Source organism: Photobacterium carnosum (assembly GCF_002849605.1).
Classification (GTDB): Bacteria; Pseudomonadota; Gammaproteobacteria; order Enterobacterales; family Vibrionaceae; genus Photobacterium; species Photobacterium carnosum.
This window is the reverse complement of sequence record NZ_NPIB01000001.1, coordinates 552,560-578,051: the sequence shown is the minus strand read 5'-3', so window position 1 is coordinate 578,051 and position 25,492 is coordinate 552,560. Positions and strand designations below refer to the sequence as shown.

The window sequence follows — 25,492 nt, the reverse complement described above, 5'->3', positions numbered from 1 at the left end:
GACATACGCCAGTTGCAACGATGCGAACTAATACTTCACCAGCACGAGGTAACATTACATCAATTTCTTCAACAGAAAGAGGTTGTTTAGGACCCCATGCGATAGCAGCTTTTGATTTGATAAATTTATCAGTCATAATCTTCACTCTAGTTTTATTTATTTCTACTTCGTCAAAAGTAGATGAAAATTGGGAGAAAGGGAAAATAATTATTTTATTGCCCCGTTTCGATGGTTGTTATTGTATTTGTTTCTTGAATAATGATAATTACCTAAAAGTGCAAATTACTTTTACATATGTGTAATAATCAGCGGTGCAATCGTCATTTTGGCGTTCGATCATGTTATCAATAGGTATTTAGAATGTTTTTATGGGAAGGGGTAACAGAGTTTGTTGCTGTAGCTGAAACAGAAAGTTTTACTGCTGCTTCAAAGCGACTCGGTATTTCTACCGCACAAGTGAGTCGTCAAGTAAGTGCGTTAGAAAATAGACTTAATACTAAATTATTCTATCGTACTACCCGTAAGGTTTCATTAACTGAAGAGGGCAATGTTTATTATCAACATTGTCGTCAAGTGTTAGATGGGCTTGAAGATGCAGAGCGTGCGATCAGTAACTTACGTGGTACGCCACAAGGGTTGATCAAGCTAACTGCACCCGTGACTTACGGTGAAAAATACATTATGCCGTTAGTTAATGACTTTATGTTGCAATACCCTGAAGTAGAAGTAACGATTGATATGACTAACCGCCAGGTTGACTTGGTGGAAGGTAGTTTTGATCTCGCGATCCGTTTGGGGCGTTTAACCAGTTCATCAATGATGGCTAAACGCTTAACCAGTCGTACGATGTATGTTTGTGCTTCACCTGAATATTTACAGAAATATGGTATTCCACATTCGTTATCTGAATTACGTCAACATAATTGCTTGATTGGTAATTATGATCATTGGCGTTTTCAAGAGTCAGGTAAAGAGAAAAGTATTCGTGTTAGCGGTACGCTTAATTGCAACAGTGGTTATGGTTTACGAGATGCGGTTATTAAAGGTATCGGTTTAGCGCAATTACCTGACTATTATATAGATAAGGATTTGGAATCAGGGGCTATTGTTCCGATTCTGACGAATTACCAAGAGCCTGATGAAGGTATTTGGGCGCTTTACCCACATAACCGCCATTTATCACCTAAAGTCAGAATGTTGGTTGATTATCTGGCAGAGCAATTACCCCATGTTAGTCGTTATGATTTGTAAGTAGCTATAAAGAATGACAGATAAAATACAAGAAATTGAACTTTTAGCGGCAACAGATGATGCTTTTATGCGTCGCGCAATGGAATTAGCCGCTCAAGCAGAAGCTGAGGGTGAGGTGCCTGTTGGGGCCGTTATTGTGCATGATGGGGTGATTATTGGCGAAGGCTGGAATCGCTCTATTGGCCATCATGATGCGACTGCACATGCTGAAATGATGGCGTTACGTCAAGCTGGACAAACGCTAAAAAACTACCGTCTGATCGATACGACGTTATATGTCACCTTAGAGCCTTGCCCAATGTGTGCAGGCGCAATGGTACATAGCCGAGTAGGTAAGGTCGTGTTTGGTGCACATGATGCGAAAACAGGCGCGGCGGGTAGTACCATGAACTTACTTAGTTATGAAGGCGTTAATCATCATGTATTGGTTCAAGGTGATGTGTTAGCGACTGAATGTCGAGCGCAGTTACAAGCTTTTTTTAAGCGTCGTCGAGCAGAGAAAAAAGCGGCCAAGATAGCCGCAAGACAACAACCTGATGTTTGAGTAATTATCCGTTCTAATCAGCTCGGTTGCTATTTATGATGATATAAATTATTCCGAGCTTATTACTTACATTCTTGGACAAGCATGTTCCGATGTTGTGGTTAGAATACAGCTACGCTGACGCCATAGGATTTTCTTACGCAGATTACTACTGAGACGTTTTCTACGTGTTGCTGCGGAAGTCATATGTTTCGCGATATATTGCGTTTTTGATTTTAATTTAGTGAATTTCATGGGTCCATCCATTGAATCGAGATCACGGTAAAATAATAAACTAGCGGATAAATATCGCTATCACCGTTTACAATACCATTATTGAATACAAGTCATTTATTATGCATAGCGGTGCATCTTTTGATAGTGTTCTTTATAGGATAATAGTCAAACGTTGATCAAACTCTCATTGTGTAAAAAATTAGCCTATTATTCTAAACCTATAGCATTGAATACTGTTATTACACTACGGTGATACACATTGTAGTGATTATTTACTGTTTATCGTCTAATGGTACAACGGTTGCTGGCGTTATCGGTGGTGCGGTAATAGTTTGTAGTCCATCAACAATTTTTAAATTATCACTGGTAAATTGACGGCTATGGGTAGTTTCATAACCAATGATGCTTTGGTAATAACGACGGATCCCTTCTACATAATTAAGTGCTTCATTGCCACGTGCATAACCATAGCGCGATTGAATGTAATATTTACGTTGTCCTAGTAATGGTAAGCGCTGTTTCACATCAACCCAAGTATCAGGGTTGCCTCCTTGCGCTTTAGTTAATCGACGTGCATCCATTAAATGTCCAAAACCGACATTATAAGAAGCGAGTGCAAACCAGACTTTCTCATGTTCTTCAATACTATCTGGTACACGTGCAATCATCTTCCGTAGATACTCACTGCCTCCACGAATACTTTGTTCTGGATCTAAACGATTAGTAACACCCACTGATTCTGCTGTTGGTAACGTGAGCATCATCATACCTCGTACACCGGTTGGAGATACTGCTTGTGGATCCCAATGTGATTCTTGATAAGAGAGAGCGGCTAATAAACGCCAATCAAAACCGTTAGCATATTGTTTAAATAACGCTTCCCATTGCGGCAAGGTATTGTTGATTGCGCGTAAAAAGGCGCGAGTATCGACATAATCAAATTGATCAATATGGCCTAAATATTTCTCTTCTAGTCGCGTCATGGTGCCGTTTTGTTTCATTTGACCAAAAAACTCAATCATTAACGCATACAAACTATCGTTGCTACTTTGCTTTACAAACCAGCTTACCGGCTCGTCTTGCGTCAGTTCAATAGCGATAGCAATATCAGGATGAATGCGTTGCAATAATGCCACGTCGACAGAATCGGCAACGGTATAATCAAGTTCACCTGCTGCGACTTTTATTAACAGATCATTAATATCTGATTCGGGAATTGACTGCCATTTCAAGGTTGGATGGGTATTACGAATAAGCTTTAATTTTTGCTCATGACTTGAGCCTTTTACTACAGCTAAGTGTTTATTATTTTTCGCTAATTCAGCGAGATTGCGCGGTCGACGTTGGCCTTTTTTATAAACCAGGATTTGGCTCGCGTAATAATAAGCTGGTGCAGGATGATAGCCTTGAAGACGATCTGGCGTCACTGTGAGTCCCGCAGCAATAATATCAATATCGCCACGTTCTAATGCAGGAAATAATTCAGAGAGGGTAAACATGGAGGTTATTTCAAGTTTAACATCTAGTTTTTTAGCAAAGGCTTGTGCTAGTTCATAATCCAACCCTGTTGGACCTTCTGCGCCAATATAATAAGACAGTTGGTTATTTAAAGTTCCTACTCGTAATACACCACTTTCTCGAATTTTCTCAAGGCTGGTGGGCGTGTTTTCTTGCCATTGACAGCCATTGGTCAACATCATGAGTAACAGCAGACTTATAAAACGACGTAGTAGAGTGAAGAACTGAATATTTATCAACTAAGCGAACCTATAGTAATAATGAACGTTCTTTATATCAAACCCTGTTAATTGCGCAAAGTTGAACTGTTTGATTGGTAGTCATAATTTAGATATTGGAATAAATAAAGCGACTTTGGACTATTTTTTGGTTAAAAAGTAACCCAAAAATAACAACGGGTGGTATTTTTTTGATATTTTGATGAGGATTGAAAAAAAAGACGCAAACGGTTGCGTCAAGTGTTACATCACAAAAAAAATTCCATTATACTAGGTGTTCGTGAATAACGTTGTGATAGTTAAGCAGTGAATAGTCTTGTTCTAAGTGCTATTGAGGTAAGTTTCTATGACTTGAAACTTACCTCAATATCACTTTTTTTAATCTGCTAATCGAGAGACCTTTGCACATGGAAATTTTGCGTGGTTCACCCGCTTTGTCTGAGTTTCGCGTTAATAAGTTACTTGAGCGTTGTCATGAGTTAAATCTGCCAATTACCAGTATTTATGCTGAGTTTATGCATTTTGCTGATGTGGCAGCAACGTTAACAGCTGATGAACAAGCTAAACTAACAAGTCTACTCACATATGGTCCTACGATTGCAGAGCATGAGCCTAAAGGTTTATTGCTAGTTGTTACTCCTCGTGCTGGCACGATTTCTCCTTGGTCTTCAAAGTCGACCGATATTGCGCGTAATTGTGGCTTAACGACCATTAAACGTCTTGAGCGTGGCACAGCATATTATGTTGAATCATCATCGACGCTAACCACATTACAATTGCATGACTTCAAAGCATTACTTCATGATCGGATGATGGAAGTGGTGTTAGATAATGTGGAATCTGCGACGGCGTTATTTAGTCAAGCACAACCCGCAGCGGTTAAAAGTGTTGATATTTTAACGGGTGGTCGCCAAGCATTAGAGCAAGCGAACATCACCTTGGGCCTAGCGTTAGCAGACGATGAAATTGATTACTTGGTTGAAAATTTCACTAAGCTTGAGCGTAATCCAAATGACATTGAATTAATGATGTTTGCTCAAGCGAACTCAGAACATTGCCGCCATAAGATTTTTAATGCTGATTGGACGATTGATGGTGTCGATCAACCAAAATCATTATTTAAAATGATCAAAAACACCTACGAACATAATCACGAGTACGTATTGTCAGCCTATAAAGACAATGCCGCGGTTATGGAAGGTTCTCATGTTGGGCGTTTCTTCCCTGATCCACTCTCACGTCAATATACCTATCATCAAGAAGATACTCATATCTTGATGAAAGTTGAAACCCATAACCACCCAACGGCAATTTCACCATGGCCTGGCGCAGCAACAGGTTCTGGCGGTGAAATTCGTGATGAAGGCGCAACCGGTATTGGTGGCAAACCTAAAGCAGGCTTAGTCGGATTTTCAGTATCGAACTTACGCGTGCCGGGTTTTGAACAGCCATGGGAAACCGATTTTGGTAAGCCAGATCGTATCGTGACTGCACTTGATATCATGCTCGAAGGTCCTCTTGGTGGTGCGGCATTTAATAACGAATTTGGTCGTCCTAATCTTCTGGGTTATTTCCGTACTTACGAAGAAAAAGTGACCTCTCATGCGGGTGAAGAAGTCCGTGGTTACCATAAGCCAATCATGTTAGCGGGTGGCATGGGTAATATTCGCGCTGATCATGTGCAGAAAAAAGAGATTCCTGTTGGCGCCAAGTTAATTGTCCTTGGCGGTCCGGCAATGAATATTGGTCTTGGTGGTGGTGCGGCGTCATCAATGGCATCCGGTCAATCAGCAGAAGATTTAGATTTTGCTTCAGTACAGCGTGAAAACCCAGAAATGGAACGTCGTTGTCAGGAAGTGATCGATGGTTGTTGGCAGATGGGTGATGACAACCCGATTGCATTTATTCACGATGTTGGCGCAGGTGGTATTTCTAATGCGTTACCTGAATTAGTCAATGATGGTGAGCGTGGTGGTAAGTTCCAATTACGTAACGTACCAAATGATGAACTAGGAATGAGCCCACTTGAGATTTGGTGTAATGAATCACAAGAGCGTTATGTCCTCGCAATCGCCCCTGAAAATATGGCAACCTTTGATGCGATTTGTCAGCGTGAACGTGCCCCTTATGCGGTGGTAGGTGAAGCAACCGCTGAGCGCCATTTAAGCCTTGAAGATAGCCATTTCGATAACACTCCCATTGATATGCCAATGGATATTCTATTGGGTAAAGCACCAAAAATGCACCGTGATGCGACAACATTAACGGTGATTGGTGAACCTCTTGATCGCAGTGAAATAACCGTTGAAGATGCCACTCAGCGTATCTTGCGTTTGCCGGCCGTGGCTGAAAAAACCTTTTTGATCACCATCGGTGATCGCAGTGTGACCGGATTGGTTGCACGCGATCAGATGGTTGGTCCTTGGCAGGTGCCCGTGGCTAACTGTGCCGTTACCGCAGCAAGTTATGATACTTATCACGGTGAAGCGATGTCGATGGGTGAGCGTACCCCTGTGGCATTACTTAACTTTGGAGCCTCTGCACGTTTAGCTGTTGGTGAAGCGATTACTAATATTGCCGGTACGGATATTGGTGATATGAAGCGGATTAATTTATCGGCTAATTGGATGTCACCAGCAGGTCACCCAGGTGAAGATGCAGGTTTATATGAAGCAGTAAAAGCCATTGGTGAAGAGTTATGCCCTGCATTAGGGTTAACGATCCCTGTTGGTAAAGATTCCATGTCGATGAAGACCAAGTGGCAACAGGATGGTGAAGAGAAACAAGTGACATCACCATTGTCATTAGTGATCACCGCGTTTGGTCGTGTTGAAGATGTTCGTAAAACAGTGACCCCACAATTACGTACAGATAAAGGCGAATCAAGTTTATTGCTGGTGGATCTTGGTTGTGGTCAAAACCGCCTTGGTGCGACTGCGTTGGCTCAGGTTTATAAACAACTGGGTGATAAAGCGGCGGATGTTGATAGTCCTGAATTATTGAAAGGCTTCTTTTATGCGATGCAAACCTTGGTGCGTGATGAGAAGTTATTGGCTTACCATGACCGTGGTGATGGTGGTTTATATGTCACTTTAGCTGAAATGGCATTTGCAGGTCACACTGGGGTCGAAGTTGATATTAATACTGCCGCAACTGATGGATGTGATGACGTATTAGCCGCGCTCTTTAGTGAAGAACTCGGTGCTGTGATTCAAGTGTGTAGTGACGATGTTGAAGCAGTACAAGCGGTATTAGCGGCGAATGGTTTAGCTGCTTGTAGCCATATTATTGGTACTGTGATTGATGAAGATACCGTCCGTATTTGGAATGGTAACGATGTAGTGCTTGAGCAAAACCGCACTGAATTACGTGCGATTTGGGCAGAAACAACTTATCAAATGCAAGCGATGCGTGATAATCCAGCGGGTGCATTGCAAGAATTTGAAGCAAAGAAAGACAATCAAGATCCGGGTTTACATACCAAGTTAACGTTTGATATTAACCATAATGTAGCCGCGCCTTTTATTGTGCCAGCGATTAATTTTGGTGCGAAACCGCAAATGGCAATTTTACGTGAGCAAGGTGTTAACTCGCATGTTGAAATGGCAGCGGCGTTTGATCGTGCTGGCTTTGACGCTAAAGATGTTCATATGAGCGATATTCTTAGCGGTAAGATACAGTTAGACGGGTTTAATGGTTTAGTCGCATGTGGTGGTTTCTCTTACGGTGACGTATTAGGTGCTGGTGAAGGCTGGGCGAAGTCCGTGTTGTTTAATAATATTGCGCGTGATCAGTTTGCTGCATTCTTTAATCGCCCAGATACCTTGGCGCTAGGGGTATGTAATGGTTGTCAAATGATGTCAAACTTGCATGAGTTGATCCCCGGTGCTGATTTGTGGCCACGTTTTGTGCGCAATGAATCAGAGCGTTTTGAAGCGCGCTTTAGTCTAGTTGAAGTACAAAAAAGTGATTCGTTATTCTTCAATGATATGGTCGGTTCGAGAATGCCAATTGCGGTTTCTCACGGTGAAGGACGCGTGGAAGTTCGTAATGCTGATCACCTTGCTGCGATTGAACAATCCGGTACGATCGCGCTACGTTACCTTGATAACTACGGCAATGTGACTCAAAATTATCCGGTTAACCCGAATGGCTCGCCAAACGGAATTACAGGGTTAACTACCCAAGATGGTCGTGTCACTATTATGATGCCGCACCCTGAGCGTGTATTCCGCACTGTGGCTAACTCTTGGCATCCAGATGACTGGAGTGAAAATAGCCCATGGATGCGTATGTTCCGTAATGCACGGGTTAACCTTGGTTAATATTTACAGGCATTAAACATATAGGAGCTGTCATTTATTGGCAGCTTTTTTTATGTCGTAACTGTGTGGATTATAAAATTAAATATGAAGTTGATATTGATCACGTTAACCTTGAAAGAACATTGGGATAATTAACCTAATAAATAAAATGGCATTTGTGTCGTTACAAGGATGAAATAATGGGATTGGATCTTCCCAAAAGTTACCGTCTTATCGGTGCAACTAAATTACTCGCAGTATTAGTTATTATTAGTCTTATTCAGCATATTGAGATAATAATTAACGCATTAAGATTTGATGTACTTAGTATGGTGCCCGTGGGTGTCACTATAGTGGTATTGATCTCAGGAATACTGGCTTGTGTTGGACTCTTTCTGGGAGAAAAATGGGGATTTATTCCGCTTTATTTTTATATTCCAGCTACCACTTTATTTCTACACGTTAGTTTAATTCCTTTCATACCTAATATTTTCCCTACTCAACATCATGATATTGTTATGATGGTGATCAATGGCTTGGTATTACTGTATTCCGTGTTGCTACTTTTGCGACGAATGGAGACTAATTACATTAAAGAATATTAAATGGTATTAAATTACTGCCTTGGATCTGTGATAATAGCCTTAATTTAATCAAGTCGGTGTTTGTAGTTACGGTGCCGATCTTCTGCTCAGCAAAGGATGATGATAATGAAAAAAATTGAAGCCATTATTAAGCCATTTAAACTTGATGATGTCCGTGAAGCGTTAGCGGAAGTAGGTATCACTGGCATGACCGTGTCAGAAGTAAAAGGATTTGGTCGTCAAAAAGGCCATACTGAACTTTATCGTGGTGCCGAATACATGGTCGATTTTTTACCTAAAGTGAAAATTGAAATTGTAGTGACTGATGAAGTTGCTGAGCAATGTATTGAAACAATTGTCGAAACCGCACAAACAGGTAAGATTGGCGATGGTAAAATCTTCATGTTTGATATTGATCGTGTAGTACGTATTCGTACTGGCGAAGAAGATGAAGATGCGATTTAATTTGTGATGGTTAGTCATGATTAAAATAGTCATAGGGGGTGCATATATGCACCCCCTTTTTTATATCTACTAACTTGAGCGTAATGAATGAATTAGATATTAGTGACAGATTACTGTTATAACAAATAAACCACATTTAAGACTTTCTGATTTAGATCAATTTATGTAATATAGTTAGCAGATAAAAATTAAAACGAAAACGTTTGCGTCCACGAGGCGTCTAGGTTTGTGATTTTTCGTTTATTACTAAAAATAGTATAAAACTTAGCTGAGTCAGGAGATACAGATGCTAAAGCGTGATATGAATATTGCTGATTATGATGCAGAACTATTTGCAGCTATTCAGGAAGAAACTACCCGTCAGGAAGAACACATCGAATTGATTGCTTCTGAAAACTACACTAGTCCACGTGTAATGGAAGCACAAGGTTCTCAGCTGACAAATAAATATGCTGAAGGTTATCCTGGTAAGCGTTATTACGGCGGTTGTGAGTTTGTTGATAAAGCAGAACAGCTTGCGATTGATCGTGCGTGTCAGCTATTTGGTGCTGAATATGCAAACGTTCAGCCGCACTCTGGCTCTCAAGCGAATAATGCTGTTTATATGGCATTATTAAATACGGGTGATACGGTTTTAGGTATGAGCTTGGCACATGGTGGTCACTTAACTCATGGTTCACCTGTTAATTTCTCTGGTAAGTTATATAACATCATTCCTTATGGTATTGATGAAAATGGTCAAATTGACTACCAAGAAATGGAAGCATTGGCATTAGAACATAAACCAAAAATGATTATTGGTGGCTTCTCTGCTTATTCTCAAGTGGTTGATTGGGCTAGAATGCGTGAAATCGCTGATAAAATTGGCGCTTACTTGTTTGTTGATATGGCACACGTAGCAGGTTTAGTTGCTGCTGACGTTTACCCGAACCCTGTGCCTCATGCACATGTTGTTACCACAACAACCCATAAAACATTAGCTGGCCCTCGTGGTGGTTTGATTCTGTCAAATGAAGGCGAAGATCTTTACAAAAAACTTAATTCTGCTGTTTTCCCTGGTGGTCAGGGCGGTCCGTTAATGCATGTTATCGCAGCAAAAGCGGTAGCATTTAAAGAAGCGATGGAACCAGAGTTTAAAGTTTATCAAGCCAATGTGGTTGTAAACGCAAAAGCAATGGTGGCTGAATTTATTAAGCGCGGTTACAAGATTGTATCTGGTAGTACTGAAAACCACTTGTTCCTTGTTGATTTGATTGATAAAGGAATCACGGGTAAAGAAGCTGATGCAGCGCTTGGTGCGGCTAATATTACCGTGAATAAAAACAGTGTGCCGAATGACCCACGTAGCCCATTTGTGACGTCTGGTATTCGTGTTGGTACGCCTTCAATTACTCGTCGCGGTTTTGATGCTGATGATGCGCGTCAACTTGCAGGTTGGATGTGTGATGTGCTGGATAACATCAATGATCATGCTGTTATTGAAGCAACAAAAGTCAAAGTGCTTGAAATTTGTAAGCGTCTTCCCGTTTACGCATAATTTGATAGTAATGCGGTAGTTTATACGCATCGAGACGCATTAATAATAAGGCTTACCCATTTATCGGTAAGCTTTTTTTGTTTTGTAAATAACATAAAATGCGCCATTATTAATGATAATTATTACTTTTAAGGCTATTTATTAGAAATAAAGAAGGTGATAGTCTCATTAAAGTGATGAAATGAGTTACACTGAACCGATTAAATGTAGGAGGCTAAATGCATTGTCCTTTTTGCGGTGCAAATGACACCAAAGTAATCGATTCGCGATTGGTTGCGGATGGCCACCAAGTGCGCCGACGCCGTCAATGTTTAGCGTGCAATGAACGCTATACTACGTTTGAAACGGCAGAACTTGTGATGCCTCGCGTAGTTAAAACTAATGGTAACCGTGACCCGTTTAATGAAGAAAAATTACGCGGTGGTATTCAACGTGCGTTAGAAAAACGCCCAGTGAGTACTGATGACATTGAACGTGCGATTAATAGTATTAAATCTTGTCTTCGAGCAACAGGTGAACGTGAAATTCCTTCGGAGATGATTGGTAATTTAGTGATGGAAGCATTAAAAGAATTAGATAAAGTGGCTTATATCCGCTTTGCTTCTGTTTATCGCAGTTTTGAAGATATTCGTGAGTTTGGTGAAGAAATTGCCAAGCTGGAACGTTAAGATTTACCATTGTTAAGATCAACAATAATGACACACACAGATCAACAGATGATGTCGCGAGCGATAACGCTTGCCCAATACGGTCGTTATACTACTGCACCTAATCCTAATGTTGGGTGCGTGATTGTTAATGATGGTGACATTGTTGGTGAAGGTTATCATTATCAAGCAGGACAACCCCATGCCGAGGTGTTTGCATTGCGGCAAGCACAACAACGTGCTCAAGGGGCGACCGTCTATGTGACGTTAGAACCATGCTCTCATCATGGAAGAACGCCGCCTTGTGCTGAAGCATTAATTAATGCCAAAGTTGCACGGGTTGTGTGTGGTATGGTTGATCCAAATCCTGCCGTTGCTGGTCGTGGTATTGCTTTGTTACAAGCTGCGGGCATTCGTGTGGATGTCGGCGTATTAGCATCAGAAGCACAAGCACTTAACCCTGGCTTTATTAAGCAAATGACACATCAAATGCCTTATGTTGAGCTTAAACTTGCTGCGAGTTTAGATGGTCGAACAGCATTAGCAAATGGTCTCAGCAAGTGGATAACAGGCCCTAAAGCGCGATCGGATGTACAACATTTTCGTGCGCAAGCTGGGGCTATTTTATCGACCAGTGCCACGGTGATTGCCGATAATCCATCACTTAATGTACGTTGGAGTGAGCTTGATGCATCTGTCCAGCAGCAATATCCTCAGTCAGCGTTGCGCCAACCTATACGGGTCATTATTGATAGTCAGAATCGATTGACGCCTGAATATCAACTCTTCAACTTACCGGGCAAGACTATCCTCGCTCGAACAACACTCGGTACTGAAGTGTGGCCTGATTCTGTGCAGCAGTGGAAAATTCCTACTCAAACTAACAGTAACCAGCTTGATCTTGTGGCGTTGATGTCACGGTTAGCAACTTACGGTATTAATCATATTTGGGTTGAAGCTGGGGCGGGTTTGGCTGGTGCATTGCTACAACAACAATTGGTTGATAGTTTGATTTTATATCAAGCACCTAAATTGATGGGCCGTGATAGTCGTGGCTTAATTGATATTACGGGGCTGACATCAATGGCACAAACACCACTGTTAACAATCACTGATGTAGGGTTGATTGGTGATGATATTCGTATTATGGCAACGGTAAATAAGAATAAATAAAATAGTGAAATTAAGGGTTTATCATGTTCACTGGAATTATAGAAGCTGTCGGTAAAATATCAGCCCTGACACCTAAAGGTGTGGATGTTTCTGTTACTGTTGATTCAGGATCGTTAGATTTAGCAGATGTTAAATTAGGCGATAGTATTGCAACAAATGGCGTTTGTCTTACTGTCGTAAAACTAACCGGTAAAGGTTATGTTGCGGATCTTTCTTTAGAAACATTACACCGTACGGCTTTTGCAAATTACAAAGCAGGCCAAGTAGTTAATTTAGAAAAAGCGATGTTGGCAACGACACGTTTTGGCGGTCATATGGTTTCTGGCCATATTGATGCTGTTGCTGAAGTGATTGAGCGCCAGCATATTGGTCGTGCGATTGAATTTTGGATTAAAGTACCGCCACAGCTTGCTAAGTATATTTCAGAGAAAGGTTCTGTGGCTGTTGATGGCATTAGCTTGACTGTGAATGCTGTTCGTGGTGATGAGTTTAAGTTAACGATTGTGCCACATACTGCATCCGAAACGACCATGGCTGATTTTAAAGTCGGTCGAAAAATTAACCTTGAGGTTGATGTTATCGCGCGTTACCTTGAACGCTTAATGCTTGGCAATAAAGCGGCAGAGAAAAAATCTAAAGTAACGATGGATTTATTGGCGAGAACTGGGTTTCTCGGTTAAGCATTGCTTTATGCTCAATAAAGCGACATAAGAATAAGGGTAGTATTATGATAAGTAGTGCAAAAGAAATCATTGATGATATTCGCCAAGGAAAAATGGTTATTCTGATGGATGATGAAGATCGTGAAAATGAAGGCGATCTGATTATTGCATCACAACATATCACGCCTGAAGCGATTAACTTTATGGCGACGAATGGCCGTGGATTAATTTGCTTAACATTAAGCAAAACACGTTGTCAGAAATTAGGTTTACCGTTGATGGTTCAAGATAATACTGAACAATTTGGGACGCCTTTTACTATTTCTATTGAAGCTGCAACGGGTGTCACTACCGGTATTTCAGCGGCTGATCGTTCTCGTACAGTACAAGCTGCTGTTGCTGCTGATGCTACCGCGGCTAATATTGTTATGCCTGGTCATATCTTCCCGCTAATGGCGCAAGAAGGTGGTGTACTGACACGAGCTGGACATACTGAAGCTGGTTGTGATGTTGCACGTCTTGCAGGCCTTGAACCATCAAGTGTTATTGTGGAAATTTTAAATGAAGACGGTACCATGGCACGTCGTCCTCAGTTAGAAATTTTTGCTGAAAAACATAACCTAAAATTAGGTACAATTGCCGATCTTATTGAATATCGTAATCTCCATGAAACGACGATTGAGCGTGTTGGTGAATGTAAGCTCAATACCGAATTCGGTGAGTTTGATATGATCACGTATCGCGATAAAATCGACGATCAAATTCATTATGCGTTGCGTAAAGGCGACGTTGAAGCAAATGCAGCCACATTAGTACGGGTGCATTTACAAGATACCTTTAAAGATATTTTACAATCAGGTGCCACACAGTGGACATTACCTGCGGCGATGCAACGTATCAGTGCTGAAAATGGCGTGCTGGTGGTGTTGAGTAAACAAGAGTCAGCCAATAATATTATCAATAAAGTAAAAAATATTGCAGCTGAAAATGAAGGTCGTCCGCAAGTAAAAGTGAGTCCTTATAACCCATCTCGTCAAGTGGGTATTGGTTCGCAAATTTTATCTGATTTAGGTGTTACTAAAATGCGTTTGTTGTCATCAAGCACCCAACGTTATCATTCACTATCAGGGTTTGGCCTTGAAGTGGTTGAATATATTTGCGAATAGTCGTGAATTTTAGCGGACACTATAAATTAACGGAGCATTATTTTTATTGATAATGCTTGCTTATTGGTTGGTTCTACAACGAATAAGCAATAAATATTAACAAATCCTCTGAAACCGACGGTTGTTCATAGCAGACATATCGTAAAGTGTGTTAGACTCCCGCGGTTTCTAAAACTGGAAAAACATAGTCACAGGAAGGCCCATGAAGGTAATTGAAGGCGCCATTGCGGCACCAAACGCAAAAATTGCTATCGTAATTTCTCGCTTTAATAGCTTTATTAACGAAAGTTTACTTTCAGGTGCATTAGATGCGCTGAAACGTCAAGGCCAGGTTAGTGAAGATAATATCACTGTTGTTCGTTGCCCTGGTGCTTATGAACTACCGCTTGTTGCCCAGCAAGTCGCGAAGAGTGATCGCTATGATGCTATCGTAGCATTAGGCTCAGTTATTCGTGGTGGAACACCTCATTTTGACTATGTTGCCGGTGAGTGTAATAAAGGTCTAGCACAAGTAGCACTAGAGTATAATACTCCAGTTGCTTTTGGTGTCTTGACTGTTGATTCTATAGAACAAGCCATTGAGCGTGCCGGTACCAAGGCTGGTAATAAAGGGGCAGAGGCTGCACTAAGCGCGCTCGAAATGGTAAATGTCCTGTCCCAAATCGAATCCTAATGGGGGTTACTGTGAAACCAGCCGCGCGTCGTAATGCACGTCAATTTGCTGTACAAGCAATTTATTCTTGGCAACTTACTAAAGGTAATGTTGCTGATATTGAGCAATATTTCCTTTCAGGCGATAAGTTTGAAGAAGAAGAACATCAAGCGGAGGCGCCTGCATGTACAGCGCCAGAAACTGATGTTGTTTATTTCCGTGATTTATTCGCAGGTGTCGTATTAAGCCATCAAGAACTTGATAGCAAAATGCGTCCATACTTGTCTCGTCCGCTTCAGGATCTAGACCAGATGGAACTTGCGCTACTTCGTCTTGCAATGTACGAAATGGTTAAACGTGAAGACGTACCATTTAAAGTTGTGATCAACGAAGCCATCGAATTAGCAAAACTTTTCGGTGCTGAAGATAGCCACAAATTCGTCAATGGTGTGTTAGATAAAGCTGCACCAACTTTACGTAAAAAAGATAAATAAATTTTTGTTACGTTGAGTACGATGAAAGAAGTCAGCTTATTAGCTGGCTTTTTTTTTACTTAAGGAATAGAAAATTATGGCAAAAAATGAATTTGATATCATTAATCATTATTTTGCGCACCAACAACAGCAACGTGATGATGTCGTTTTAGCGATTGGTGATGATTGCGCCTTAGTTGATGTACCTGCTAATTATCATGTCGCAATAAGTACTGATTCATTAGTTGCGGGCACACATTTTTTAGTCGATGCCGATCCTGCTTTTGTCGCTTATAAAGCATTAGCATCTAATATAAGTGATTTAGCGGCAATGGGGGCAACCCCAGCGTGGGTGTCATTAGCGTTAACATTGCCAACTATTGATGAAGCGTGGTTAGCGCCTTTTTGCCATAGTTTTTTTGAACTTGCTAATCGATATAATATTCAATTGATTGGTGGTGATACCACTAAAGGCCCGTTGAGTATTACCTTAACTGTGCAAGGATTAGTGCCTCGCGGTCAGGCATTAACCCGCAGTGGCGCACAAGTGGGGGATGATGTTTATGTTACGGGTAACCTTGGTGATAGTGCCGCAGGACTTGCACTGATATTAAATCAGTCCCAATGTGATCAACGTCTAACGAAGGTACTGGTTGAACGGCATTTTAAAGCCCACCCTCGGGTTAATGTTGGTGAGGCTTTACGTGGTATCGCTTCTGCTGCATTGGATATCTCTGATGGCGTGATTGCGGATGTAAAACATATTGGTGAGCGTTCTCAAGTTGCGATTGAGGTTGATGTTGAAAAATTACCCTTGTCGGCTGAGCTGCTCGCATTTTGTGATGGTGATTGCCAACAAGCGCAACAGTTAGCATTAACCAGTGGCGAAGAATATGAACTTTGCTTTACCGCTTCAAAAGCTAATCGAGATGCATTGAAGATGGCTTTAGCGCATACTAATGTTAAATATAGTTGTATTGGTCAAGTGATCGCAGGGCGTGGTTTATTGTTATTACAGTTAGGTAAACCAGTAAGTTGGAAATTATCCGGCTGGGATCATTTTGTCGTCACAAATAAGTAAGGTATTAACGTGAGCACAAATCCAAAAGATTTATTAAAAATGAATAATCCTTGGCACTTATTAGCCACAGGATTTGGCAGTGGTTTAGCTAAATATATTCCTGGTACCATGGGAACGCTAGCCGCCATTCCGTTATACCTTATTCTTGCTCAATTGCCTTTTGGTTGGTATTTAGTCGCCGTTTTGGTTGCTGCTCTTATCGGAATACGTATTTGTCATATCACCTCTACTGACATGAAAGTGCATGATCATGGCAGTATTGTATGGGATGAATTCGTTGGTTTTTGGATCACAATGGCAGTTGCACCCACCGTATCCTGGAAATGGATATTGGCTGGTTTTATTCTATTCCGCTTTTTTGACATGTTAAAACCATGGCCGATCAGTTGGCTAGATAAACATGTTGAAGGTGGTTTTGGAATTATGATTGATGATGTTCTTGCTGGCTTTATGGCAATGATTTCATTATGGTTTATTGGCTACTGGTTTGGTTTTTAAGTCTTAGTTTGAACAAAGTAGTTAATAAAAAAGCCATGAAAGATTATTTTCATGGCTTTTTTGTTGGTACTGGTTGCTATGCTATTAATGACAATTTATTTAGCCATATAAGCAAGAATTTGTTTTTCGATGCCTGCACCATCTATTTCCAGCATTTGATGTAACTCAGCTTGAGTACCTTGTTCGATAAAACGATCAGGTAAGCCGATAGTCAGTACGGGCATAATGCATTTTTGTTGCATTAAGAATTCGATGACACCGCTACCTGCGCCGCCAGCAATCACATTTTCTTCAACAGTGACCAATACATCATGATTAGCGGCTAATTCAAGAATTAAGGCTTCATCAAGTGGTTTTACAAACCGCATATCAGCAACAGTAGCATTTAATTTTTCAGCGGCATCTAGGCTATAACCTAACATGGCGCCAAAGTTTAAAATGGCTACTTTTTTACCTTGACGTCGAATAATACCTTTACCCATTTCAAGCGCAGTCATGGTTGTTTCAACTGCCGTACCTAAGCCACAACCACGTGGATAACGTACTGCTGTTGGTCCTTGATGTTGATGGCCGGTATAAAGCATTTGGCGACATTCATTTTCATCGCTCGGCGCCATGATCACCATGTTAGGGATACAGCGCATAAAGCTAATATCAAATGCACCTTGATGGGTTTGACCATCTGCGCCAACTAAACCTGCACGATCAATAGTAAACATTACCGGTAAATTCATAATGGCAACATCATGAATTAATTGGTCATAACCGCGTTGTAAGAAGGTTGAGTAAATAGCTACAATCGGATGATAACCACCAATTGCCATCCCACTTGCTAGTGTAACTGCGTGTTGTTCTGCAATCGCAACATCAAAATATTGGTCTGGGTATTCTTTTGAAAAGCGTACCATGCCAGAGCCTTCACGCATGGCAGGTGTGATCGCCATCAGTTTGTCGTCAACCGCGGCCATATCACACAGCCAGTCACCAAATATTTTAGAAAACGTTGGGCTGGTATTTTTGGCTTTAGGCAGTGGCTTTTCACTTAAATCAAATTTTGGAACTGCATGGTAATTGATCGGATCGGCTTCTGCTGGTGCATAGCCTTTGCCTTTTTTAGTCATGATATGCAGAAATTGCGGCCCTTTAAGCTGGCGCATATTCTTGAGCGTTTTCACTAACTCATCAATATCATGGCCATCAATGGGGCCGATATAATTAAATCCAAGTTCTTCAAACATGGTGCTAGGTACGACCATGCCTTTAATGTGTTCTTCTGCGCGTTTAACGATTTCTTTAATCGGTGGCGCATTAGACAGTACTTTTTTGCCGCTTTCACGAATGGAAGCGTAAAAATTACCTGATAATAAATGGGCGAGGTGATTGCTTAAGCCTCCCACATTTTCCGAAATTGACATTTCATTGTCATTAAGAATGACGAGCATATCACTGTGTATATCACCAGCATGGTTCATGGCTTCAAATGCCATGCCCGCAGTGATAGCACCATCGCCAATAATGCTGACAACTTTTCGGCCTTGACCTTCTTTTTCTGCAGCAATCGCCATGCCTAAACCAGCACTAATTGAAGTAGAAGAATGGCCTACTGACAATACATCATATTCACTTTCGTCACGCCAAGGAAAAGGATGTAATCCACCTTTTTGGCGAATAGTTGACATCTTGTCACGACGGCCAGTTAAAATTTTGTGTGGGTAAGCTTGATGGCCAACATCCCAGATCACATGATCAAATGGGGTATTATAGACATAGTGAAGCGCAACGGTCAGTTCAACTGTACCGAGTCCTGAGGCAAAGTGGCCGCTGGTTTGGCTAACCGTCTTGAGTAAATAAGTACGTAACTCATCACAGACTTGAGGTAGACTTTCAGCGGGCAATAATCGTAATTCATCTGGCGTGTTAGCTAATGCGAGATGCGGGTATTTTGATATATCCAAAGTCATAACAGTTCGGCGCTTTTACTGATTCTAGTTGTTGCGCTCGATAATATATCGGGCAAAAACTTCCAATTGATAGGTATTGTAAGGTATTGCTGCTAATGCTTGTAGCGCTTCTTGATAAAGTTGTTGCGATTTTTGTTGTGCGCCTTCTAATCCAAGCAATGCTGGGTAGGTACTTTTATCGAGTTCTATATCTGAACCTTGAGGCTTACCTAGCGTTTCAGTGTCGCTGATTACATCTAAAATGTCATCTTGAACTTGAAAAGCGAGGCCGATAGCATCAGCATATTTATCGAGCTGTGGCAGAATTTCTCGTCCTTTTTCACCCGCAGCGAGTGCACCTAATCGAACCGCACAACGGATCAATGCACCTGTTTTGTGTTTATGAATTAATTCTAGTTGCTCAAGCCCAACATGTTGACCTTCTGCTTCTAAATCGAGCGCTTGTCCTTGACACATACCCGCCGCCCCAGAGGCTTGTGCTAATTCGCTAACCATAGCAATACGTTGTTGATGTCCTTCTGGACTCAAGCGGCCTTGGGCAATAATTTCAAAGGCTAATGTTTGTAATGCATCACCCGCTAAAATGGCGATCGCTTCATTAAAAGCAATATGGCAAGTCGGTTGACCACGACGTAAAGCATCGTTATCCATTGCGGGTAAATCATCATGAATTAATGAATACGCATGGATACATTCAACGGCAGCCGCGGCGGTATCGAGATCATCATAATCGACACCTAGCATATTGCCTGTCACGTATGTCAAATAAGGACGAGCCCGTTTTCCGCCAAGCAGAGTACCATGCTTCATGGCTTCTAGTAGCGTTTGATCTGCAAAAGGTTGTTTCGTTAACCAAGTTATTAAGCATTGGTTATTGCGTTGTTGCAGCGTTTTAAGTGTCTGTGATAACGGTACGCTATTCGTCATGGCTTGGCTCAAAGTCTGTTAATGGTGCATTATCGTCAGCGCGTAATAAAATTTCTACTCGCTGTTCTGCTTGAGTTAACTTTAACTGACTATTGCGAGCCAATGAAATACCACGCTCAAATTTCTTCAGCGCATCTTCCAGTGGGATATCACCCGATTCTAGTTCATTGACAATGGCGTCTAGCTCATCAAGTGCGGCTTCGAATGCCATATTTTCTGGTTTTTTTGCTGCCATATCATTTTCACTCTTATCTAAGTGCAAGAAAAATAACGTAGTGACTATCTAAGGTCAAATTATGTCACAGTAATCTGTGCCACAGACAGTAATTTTCATAGTAGAGATCGATAAATGTCACTTAATGATAGAAATAAAACCCTAAATGAAACGTGATTATGGTCGATAAAGAGTTAGCTTGCGATAGATAGTGCTGTTGACGTTTTATCCTATGATCGCAATCTTTTATTTTATGGGCTGATATGGCACTGTTATTTGATGAACAGTGGGCATTATCCTTATAAATTTTTGTTTTATGTTAATTGGCTGTCAGAGCGTTAAATTAAGAATTAAAAATGACAGTTAAGGAGATGCCGCGTGGATTTGGCAACACTTATTGGTTTGGTTGGTTCATTTGCTTTTATTGTAATGGCAATGTTAGTGGGGGGGGATTTAGCGATGTTTGCTGATACCTCATCAGTCTTGATTGTTTTTGGCGGCAGTTTGTTTATTGTGCTGATGAAATACAATGGCAGTCAGTTTTTTGGAGCAACAAAAATTGCGGCTAAGGCATTTATATTTAAAACCGATAAACCTGATGATCTTATCGCTCAAATTGTCACGATGGCTGATGCTGCACGAAAAGGTGGTTTTTTAGCGCTTGAAGAAATGGAAGTAGAAAATCTTTTTTTACGCAAAGGTATTGATTTACTTGTTGATGGCCATGATGCAGATACGGTGCGAATGATTTTAAGAAAAGATATTTCATTAACCAATGAACGTCATGAGCAAGGCGCAAGTATTTTTTCTGCGCTAGGGGATGTTGCCCCTGCCATGGGAATGATAGGAACACTCATTGGTTTGGTGGCGATGTTATCTAATATGGATGATCCTAAATCTATCGGGCCTGCGATGGCGGTGGCATTGTTAACCACACTTTATGGTTCTATTTTGGCAAATATGGTGGCATTACCTATCGCTGATAAACTGATGTTACGTAAAAATGAAGAGCGTTTAAATCGATTACTGATTCTTGATGGTGTATTAGCGATTCAAGAAGGTCAAAATCCACGCGTGATAGATAGTTATTTGAAAAATTATTTGCATGAGAAAAAACGACGTTTAAATTTTGATGAATAAGGGTAGATGATGGATTATTTACCACCACAACAAAAAAAAGGCGCACCCGCATGGATGGCGACTTTTGCTGATTTAGCTACGCTATTGATGTGTTTTTTCGTATTGCTACTGTCATTTTCTGAAATGGATGTCCTTAAATTTCAACAAATTGCTGGATCAATGAAAAATGCATTTGGGGTTCAAAATGTATTAAATGTTAATGATATCCCTAAAGGTACCAGTGTTATTGCTCAAGAATTTCGACCAGGACGACCAGAGCCGACCCCGATTGAGGTGATTATGCAACAGACGATTGATATCACTAAACGCTCATTAGATTTTCATGACGGTCTGGCGGAACGTGATGGAGGTAGCCGTAAAAACGCTGCTACATCGGATCGTGGTAACCGTGATAGTTCTACGCAGAAGAAACAGAGCCAGCAACAAGCACAAATAAAATCACAAGCTCTGACTGCTCAGATTTTAACTCAAGCATTGGCGCGAGAGATCACTAACAACACGGTGGAGATTGAATCGTTTGGACAGCAATTAGTGATTCGTATCAAAGAAAAAGGCGCGTTTCCTGAAGGCTCTGCATTTTTACAACCTAAATTTATACCGCTTATTAAGCAAGTCACTGAGTTAGTTAAAGATGTACCAGGGATTATCCGTATTAGTGGTCATACAGATAATCAAGTGTTAGATTCTGAACTTTACCGTTCAAAGTGGGATATATCTTCCCAACGCGCGGTGTCGGTAGCACAAGTAATGGAACAAGTGAAAGGTTTTGATCGAAAACGAATGCGAGTGGTGGGTATGGCTGATACTGCTCCAATTGCCGATAATAAAACCCCGCAGGGAAGACGTCGTAATCGGCGAGTTGAAATTTCAATAGTGCAAGGCAAACCATATTACTCTAAAGAAATTAGTTCCCATCAACCGTAACTAATAATTTTTATGGGTATATTTGCTGGTTGGGGAGATTGCGACTAAGGTAAACACAGCACAAATACTAATAATAATTGCGTGACGGAGTAAGATAAGTTGTGCTGTTAGCATATCCTTGTTTCAGTGGCCGACACCTTGCTGTATAATTTGCGCCTTTAATTCCGTTTGGTACTTTATTCTGTTTGGTACTTTAGACCCAGTGAAGCGAAGTGTGTTATGAAATTTATAGTTAAACCACATCCAGAGATTTTTGTTAAAAGTGACTCAGTACGTAAGCGTTTTATCAAAATTCTTGAGTCTAACCTGCGTATTATTTTAAAGCGTCAGTCTGAATCTGTTAGTGTTTATAACCGTCGTTTTTCGTTAGAAGTGAACGAACCTGACGTAACTAAACGTGACATGGTGCTTACAGCCCTAATGCAAACACCAGGTATTCACCACTCACTTGAAGTTCAACAGACGGAATTTACTGATCTTCATAATATCTTTGAGAAAACACTGGAACTTGTTGGTGACAGTCTTGAAGGTAAAACATTCTGTGTGCGTGCTAAACGTGTAGGTAAACATGATTTTACTTCGATTGAAGCAGAACGTTATGTTGGTGGTGGTCTTAATCAAGCGGTTGAGTCTGCAAAAGTAAAACTTAAAAAACCTGATATTACGGTTAATATTGAGATTGAGAATAATTTACTTAACCAAGTGTTATTCCGCCACAAAGGTTTAGGTGGTTTCCCTCTTGGTACACAAGAAGATGTATTAAGCCTTATTTCTGGTGGCTTTGACTCTGGTGTTTCAAGTTATCTTCATATTAAACGCGGCAGTAAAGTGCATTACTGTTTCTTTAATCTTGGTGGTCCTGTTCATGAGATTGGTGTGAAGCAAGTTGCTCACTTCTTGTGGAAAAAATACGGTTCATCTGCCAAAGTTAAATTTATTGCCGTTGATTTTGATCCTGTTGTTGGCGAGATTTTAGAAAAAGTCGATAACGGTCAAATGGGTGTAGTCCTAAAGCGTATGTTTATGCGTGCTGCGGGTCGTATTGCTGAGAAGTTCGGTATTCAAGCATTAGTGACTGGTGAAGCGTTAGGTCAGGTTTCAAGCCAAACACTGACTAACCTTCGCATGATTGATAACGTGACTGATACGTTAATTCTTCGTCCACTAATTAACTGGGATAAAGAAGATATTATCGATGTATCACGCCAGATTGGTACTGAAGATTTTTCGGCAACTATGCCTGAGTTCTGTGGTGTAATTTCAAAGAGTCCAACAATTAAAGCTGTAAAATCAAAGCTTGAGATTGAAGAAGAGAAGTTTGATTTTACTATTCTTGATCGCGTTATAGATGAGGCACGAGTGATGGATATTCGTGAAATCGAAAAACAGAGCCAAGAACAAGTCCCTGAAATTGAATTAGTCGAGCACATCGCTGAAGATGCTATTGTGCTTGATATTCGTAGCCCAGATGAAGAAGATGAAAGCCCGCTAGAACTTGACGGTGTGGAAGTGAAACATATTCCATTCTACAAGTTAGCGACTCAGTTTGGTGACTTACCCAAAGAGAAGACTTACTTACTTTACTGTGCTCATGGTGTGATGAGTCGTTTACAAGCTTTATACTTGAAAGAGCATGGCTTCGAAAACGTAAAAGTATATCGTCCGCTATAATTAATGCCATGTGCGCGGATCTAATACCGCGCTTGTGACATCAAAAAAGCCCTCAATGATCTGATCATTGAGGGCTTTTTTTAATGCTGACGGTGCGACATTAACGCTCAGGCATAATATCGTAATGCATGTTTGGCCACACCACCATCGATTCAGCAATCGTGGCTGTTCTGGCCTTATTGGTTAACTGAGTAACAATATCAAGCGCAAATTCTTGTGCTGTACCCGGGCCTTGACTCGTCAGTAGTCGAGCATGTTTATCATACACCACGCGCTTAGGGCGTAATTGTGGCGCTGGAATTTGATCATGAAAAGCGGGATGACAGGTCATTATCGCTTTAGTAAACATGTCATTAGCGGCAAACATAATGGCAGGTGTGGCACAAATAGCGGCAATCAATTTACCATCATAATGGTGTTGTTTAACAAACTCGACCACCAACGGGCTATCACGAAAATGCTCTGCTCCTGCAACGCCTCCGGGTAATACCACTGCATCAAATTGTTCATCTGCAATGGCGATTAATGCGGTATCAGCGACTAGTTTAATGCCACGTGACCCATCAACAATTAATGCACCATCTTCAGCTGCACTGGCCACAATAACCTCAAATTGAGCCCGTTTTAAAATAGCGATAGCATTAATCGCTTCCATTTCTTCAGTGCCGGGGGCAATACAAACGACGACGCGAGGACATAATTCAGGCATGGTTTAGTGACTCCATATGTTTAATTGCCTGCCATAATTGATTGTTTATTGGTGTATCAATCTTGTGGCGTTGGGCTTGTTGAACTAAATATCCATTAATATAATCGATTTCAGTGCGTCGATGATGAAAAATATCACGGTTCATGGAGGAATAATTATTAGCTGTCGCGGTAATAACATTATCGACTTGGTGGCGTAGCTGTTGTTGAGTGGTAGTAAAACCTTCAGCGGTCATGACTTGTGCAACTTCTAAGTAAATAGCATCGAGCTGTGATTGATAACAGGCTTGTGCTAAATCACCATTACAACATTGATGAAGCGCGGTGAGCGGGTTAATGGCACAATTGATGGCCAGTTTTTGCCATAGCGGCTGATAGATATTAGCTTGCCATTGCGCAGGCGCTAAAGCAGCATCAAACAGAGTGGCGATATGGGACAGAGATTGTGCAGGGTCATTGATAGCGCCCAGTGAGGTTTGCCCTAAGCCAGTGTGCTGGATCGTTGTCTGGGTAGGTTTAAAAGCTGCTTGAGAGGTAGTGGCATAGATAATCGGATTATGCGGCAATAATTGTTGAACCTGCGACTGAGTACCGATGCCATTATGCATAATAATTACCACGCAATCAGTATTCAAATAAGGCAATAGCGGCGTCAGTGCGGTAACAACTTGAAATGCTTTAACAGTAACAATAAGTAGTTCACTGGCTGCGAGAGCATGAGGATCGTTACAGTTGAAGTGATGGCTATCGGTTGTGGTTGGTGAGGTTAATTCACTAAAATGCAGTGTTGTTTCAGTCGCAGAATGTCGAGTCCACAATTGTACAGTATGCTGTTGTTGGGTTAATTTTACCGCCCATAATGCACCAATAGCACCAGCGCCTAACAGGGTTATGTTCACAGTCGAATCCGTTATTAGCCTAATTTATTGCATGATAACATTGTGGCTAATTACAGCGA

At 41.1% G+C, this 25,492-nt stretch carries 24 protein-coding genes and 1 pseudogene; 17 read left to right on the top strand and 8 right to left on the bottom strand.

Annotation, left to right across the window (positions count from 1 at the left end):
• Positions 1-136: pseudogene (locus CIK00_RS02675) on the bottom strand (S-(hydroxymethyl)glutathione dehydrogenase); the annotation flags it as partial.
• A gap of 224 nt (positions 137-360) precedes the next feature.
• On the opposite strand from CIK00_RS02675, the gene CIK00_RS02670 reads away from it, so the two are divergent.
• Positions 361-1,251, top strand: coding sequence for a LysR substrate-binding domain-containing protein (locus CIK00_RS02670; protein ID WP_101767370.1), 891 nt, complete (start codon positions 361-363; stop codon positions 1,249-1,251).
• A 13-nt stretch (positions 1,252-1,264) separates the two neighbouring features.
• Positions 1,265-1,795, top strand: a complete 531-nt coding sequence (gene tadA / locus CIK00_RS02665) for a tRNA adenosine(34) deaminase TadA (RefSeq protein WP_101767369.1) — start codon at positions 1,265-1,267, stop codon at positions 1,793-1,795.
• Positions 1,796-1,861: 66 nt separating this feature from the next.
• Here the strand turns inward: tadA and CIK00_RS21255 are convergent, their stop codons facing one another.
• Both CIK00_RS21255 and mltF read right to left on the bottom strand, forming a co-directional pair.
• On the bottom strand, positions 1,862-2,029 hold the full coding sequence (locus CIK00_RS21255) for a hypothetical protein (RefSeq protein WP_167388491.1): 168 nt from the start codon (positions 2,027-2,029) through the stop codon (positions 1,862-1,864).
• Positions 2,030-2,283: 254 nt separating this feature from the next.
• Positions 2,284-3,759, bottom strand: coding sequence for a membrane-bound lytic murein transglycosylase MltF (gene mltF, locus CIK00_RS02660; RefSeq protein ID WP_267893084.1), 1,476 nt, complete (start codon positions 3,757-3,759; stop codon positions 2,284-2,286).
• A gap of 395 nt (positions 3,760-4,154) precedes the next feature.
• Here mltF and purL point away from each other — a divergent pair, with 395 nt between their 5' ends.
• From purL to pgpA, 12 genes are all read left to right on the top strand, one after another.
• On the top strand, positions 4,155-8,072 hold the full coding sequence (purL, locus tag CIK00_RS02655; protein ID WP_101767367.1) for a phosphoribosylformylglycinamidine synthase: 3,918 nt from the start codon (positions 4,155-4,157) through the stop codon (positions 8,070-8,072).
• Between the two features lie 179 nt (positions 8,073-8,251).
• The gene (locus CIK00_RS02650; RefSeq protein WP_101767366.1) at positions 8,252-8,656 is read left to right on the top strand and encodes a hypothetical protein; all 405 of its coding nucleotides are present in this window, start codon (positions 8,252-8,254) and stop codon (positions 8,654-8,656) included.
• A gap of 105 nt (positions 8,657-8,761) precedes the next feature.
• The gene (gene glnB, locus CIK00_RS02645) at positions 8,762-9,100 is read left to right on the top strand and encodes a nitrogen regulatory protein P-II (RefSeq protein WP_101767365.1); all 339 of its coding nucleotides are present in this window, start codon (positions 8,762-8,764) and stop codon (positions 9,098-9,100) included.
• 286 nt (positions 9,101-9,386) lie between these two features.
• Positions 9,387-10,637, top strand: coding sequence for a serine hydroxymethyltransferase (gene glyA / locus CIK00_RS02640; protein ID WP_101767364.1), 1,251 nt, complete (start codon positions 9,387-9,389; stop codon positions 10,635-10,637).
• A gap of 218 nt (positions 10,638-10,855) precedes the next feature.
• Complete coding sequence (nrdR, locus tag CIK00_RS02635) at positions 10,856-11,305, top strand: transcriptional regulator NrdR (RefSeq protein WP_101767363.1); 450 nt, start codon at positions 10,856-10,858, stop codon at positions 11,303-11,305.
• A 27-nt stretch (positions 11,306-11,332) separates the two neighbouring features.
• Positions 11,333-12,457: a bifunctional diaminohydroxyphosphoribosylaminopyrimidine deaminase/5-amino-6-(5-phosphoribosylamino)uracil reductase RibD gene (gene ribD, locus CIK00_RS02630; protein WP_101767362.1), complete on the top strand. Its 1,125-nt coding sequence runs from the start codon at positions 11,333-11,335 to the stop codon at positions 12,455-12,457.
• 23 nt (positions 12,458-12,480) lie between these two features.
• Positions 12,481-13,137, top strand: a complete 657-nt coding sequence (locus tag CIK00_RS02625; RefSeq protein ID WP_101767361.1) for a riboflavin synthase — start codon at positions 12,481-12,483, stop codon at positions 13,135-13,137.
• A gap of 47 nt (positions 13,138-13,184) precedes the next feature.
• Positions 13,185-14,285, top strand: a complete 1,101-nt coding sequence (gene ribBA / locus CIK00_RS02620) for a bifunctional 3,4-dihydroxy-2-butanone-4-phosphate synthase/GTP cyclohydrolase II (protein WP_233462219.1) — start codon at positions 13,185-13,187, stop codon at positions 14,283-14,285.
• A gap of 202 nt (positions 14,286-14,487) precedes the next feature.
• Positions 14,488-14,958 carry a 6,7-dimethyl-8-ribityllumazine synthase gene (gene ribH, locus CIK00_RS02615; protein ID WP_101767359.1) on the top strand — a complete coding sequence of 157 codons (471 nt, stop codon included), beginning with the start codon at positions 14,488-14,490 and terminating at the stop codon, positions 14,956-14,958.
• Positions 14,958-15,431, top strand: coding sequence for a transcription antitermination factor NusB (gene nusB / locus CIK00_RS02610; protein ID WP_101767358.1), 474 nt, complete (start codon positions 14,958-14,960; stop codon positions 15,429-15,431). Before ribH ends, nusB begins: the two co-directional genes overlap by 1 nt.
• A 76-nt stretch (positions 15,432-15,507) precedes the next feature.
• Positions 15,508-16,491, top strand: a complete 984-nt coding sequence (gene thiL, locus CIK00_RS02605) for a thiamine-phosphate kinase (RefSeq protein ID WP_101767357.1) — start codon at positions 15,508-15,510, stop codon at positions 16,489-16,491.
• Positions 16,492-16,500: 9 nt separating this feature from the next.
• The gene (gene pgpA, locus CIK00_RS02600) at positions 16,501-16,989 is read left to right on the top strand and encodes a phosphatidylglycerophosphatase A (RefSeq protein ID WP_101767356.1); all 489 of its coding nucleotides are present in this window, start codon (positions 16,501-16,503) and stop codon (positions 16,987-16,989) included.
• Between the two features lie 95 nt (positions 16,990-17,084).
• On the opposite strand, the gene dxs is transcribed toward pgpA, so the two are convergent.
• From dxs to xseB, 3 genes are read right to left on the bottom strand one after another with little or no spacing between them, the layout of a single operon-like run.
• On the bottom strand, positions 17,085-18,950 hold the full coding sequence (gene dxs, locus CIK00_RS02595; RefSeq protein ID WP_101767355.1) for a 1-deoxy-D-xylulose-5-phosphate synthase: 1,866 nt from the start codon (positions 18,948-18,950) through the stop codon (positions 17,085-17,087).
• Positions 18,951-18,974: 24 nt separating this feature from the next.
• Complete coding sequence (ispA, locus tag CIK00_RS02590) at positions 18,975-19,877, bottom strand: (2E,6E)-farnesyl diphosphate synthase (RefSeq protein WP_101767354.1); 903 nt, start codon at positions 19,875-19,877, stop codon at positions 18,975-18,977.
• The gene (gene xseB, locus CIK00_RS02585) at positions 19,867-20,112 is read right to left on the bottom strand and encodes an exodeoxyribonuclease VII small subunit (protein ID WP_036795796.1); all 246 of its coding nucleotides are present in this window, start codon (positions 20,110-20,112) and stop codon (positions 19,867-19,869) included. The genes ispA and xseB overlap by 11 nt, the downstream gene beginning before the upstream one ends.
• 357 nt (positions 20,113-20,469) lie before the next feature.
• Between xseB and pomA the strand changes: the two genes are divergently transcribed.
• From pomA to thiI, 3 genes are all read left to right on the top strand, one after another.
• Positions 20,470-21,231: a flagellar motor protein PomA gene (gene pomA, locus CIK00_RS02580; RefSeq protein WP_101767353.1), complete on the top strand. Its 762-nt coding sequence runs from the start codon at positions 20,470-20,472 to the stop codon at positions 21,229-21,231.
• Between the two features lie 9 nt (positions 21,232-21,240).
• The gene (locus CIK00_RS02575; protein WP_101767352.1) at positions 21,241-22,155 is read left to right on the top strand and encodes a flagellar motor protein MotB; all 915 of its coding nucleotides are present in this window, start codon (positions 21,241-21,243) and stop codon (positions 22,153-22,155) included.
• 219 nt (positions 22,156-22,374) lie between these two features.
• Positions 22,375-23,826 (top strand): tRNA uracil 4-sulfurtransferase ThiI, encoded by a 1,452-nt coding sequence (gene thiI / locus CIK00_RS02570; RefSeq protein WP_101767351.1) that lies wholly within the window; start codon positions 22,375-22,377, stop codon positions 23,824-23,826.
• A gap of 100 nt (positions 23,827-23,926) precedes the next feature.
• Here thiI and CIK00_RS02565 read toward each other — a convergent pair whose 3' ends face one another.
• Both CIK00_RS02565 and panE read right to left on the bottom strand, forming a co-directional pair.
• On the bottom strand, positions 23,927-24,535 hold the full coding sequence (locus CIK00_RS02565; RefSeq protein WP_101767350.1) for a DJ-1 family glyoxalase III: 609 nt from the start codon (positions 24,533-24,535) through the stop codon (positions 23,927-23,929).
• Positions 24,528-25,433, bottom strand: a complete 906-nt coding sequence (gene panE, locus CIK00_RS02560; RefSeq protein WP_101767349.1) for a 2-dehydropantoate 2-reductase — start codon at positions 25,431-25,433, stop codon at positions 24,528-24,530. Before panE ends, CIK00_RS02565 begins: the two co-directional genes overlap by 8 nt.
• Positions 25,434-25,492 lie beyond the last annotated feature (59 nt).

What these genes read in the sequence shown, in the direction of transcription:
- purL (WP_101767367.1), top strand. Translation starts at nt 4,155, where the DNA reads ATGGAAATTTTGCGTGGTTCACCCGCTTTGTCTGAGTTTCGCGTTAAT.
- ribH (WP_101767359.1), top strand. Translation starts at nt 14,488, where the DNA reads ATGAAGGTAATTGAAGGCGCCATTGCGGCACCAAACGCAAAAATTGCT.
- nrdR (WP_101767363.1), top strand. Translation starts at nt 10,856, where the DNA reads ATGCATTGTCCTTTTTGCGGTGCAAATGACACCAAAGTAATCGATTCG.
- tadA (WP_101767369.1), top strand. Translation starts at nt 1,265, where the DNA reads ATGACAGATAAAATACAAGAAATTGAACTTTTAGCGGCAACAGATGAT.
- CIK00_RS02650 (WP_101767366.1), top strand. Translation starts at nt 8,252, where the DNA reads ATGGGATTGGATCTTCCCAAAAGTTACCGTCTTATCGGTGCAACTAAA.
- thiL (WP_101767357.1), top strand. Translation starts at nt 15,508, where the DNA reads ATGGCAAAAAATGAATTTGATATCATTAATCATTATTTTGCGCACCAA.
- CIK00_RS21255 (WP_167388491.1), bottom strand. Translation starts at nt 2,029, where the DNA reads ATGAAATTCACTAAATTAAAATCAAAAACGCAATATATCGCGAAACAT.
- glnB (WP_101767365.1), top strand. Translation starts at nt 8,762, where the DNA reads ATGAAAAAAATTGAAGCCATTATTAAGCCATTTAAACTTGATGATGTC.
- ribD (WP_101767362.1), top strand. Translation starts at nt 11,333, where the DNA reads ATGACACACACAGATCAACAGATGATGTCGCGAGCGATAACGCTTGCC.
- thiI (WP_101767351.1), top strand. Translation starts at nt 22,375, where the DNA reads ATGAAATTTATAGTTAAACCACATCCAGAGATTTTTGTTAAAAGTGAC.
- ribBA (WP_233462219.1), top strand. Translation starts at nt 13,185, where the DNA reads ATGATAAGTAGTGCAAAAGAAATCATTGATGATATTCGCCAAGGAAAA.
- nusB (WP_101767358.1), top strand. Translation starts at nt 14,958, where the DNA reads ATGGGGGTTACTGTGAAACCAGCCGCGCGTCGTAATGCACGTCAATTT.
- CIK00_RS02575 (WP_101767352.1), top strand. Translation starts at nt 21,241, where the DNA reads ATGGATTATTTACCACCACAACAAAAAAAAGGCGCACCCGCATGGATG.
- ispA (WP_101767354.1), bottom strand. Translation starts at nt 19,877, where the DNA reads ATGACGAATAGCGTACCGTTATCACAGACACTTAAAACGCTGCAACAA.
- glyA (WP_101767364.1), top strand. Translation starts at nt 9,387, where the DNA reads ATGCTAAAGCGTGATATGAATATTGCTGATTATGATGCAGAACTATTT.
- xseB (WP_036795796.1), bottom strand. Translation starts at nt 20,112, where the DNA reads ATGGCAGCAAAAAAACCAGAAAATATGGCATTCGAAGCCGCACTTGAT.
- CIK00_RS02565 (WP_101767350.1), bottom strand. Translation starts at nt 24,535, where the DNA reads ATGCCTGAATTATGTCCTCGCGTCGTCGTTTGTATTGCCCCCGGCACT.
- CIK00_RS02670 (WP_101767370.1), top strand. Translation starts at nt 361, where the DNA reads ATGTTTTTATGGGAAGGGGTAACAGAGTTTGTTGCTGTAGCTGAAACA.
- CIK00_RS02625 (WP_101767361.1), top strand. Translation starts at nt 12,481, where the DNA reads ATGTTCACTGGAATTATAGAAGCTGTCGGTAAAATATCAGCCCTGACA.
- dxs (WP_101767355.1), bottom strand. Translation starts at nt 18,950, where the DNA reads ATGACTTTGGATATATCAAAATACCCGCATCTCGCATTAGCTAACACG.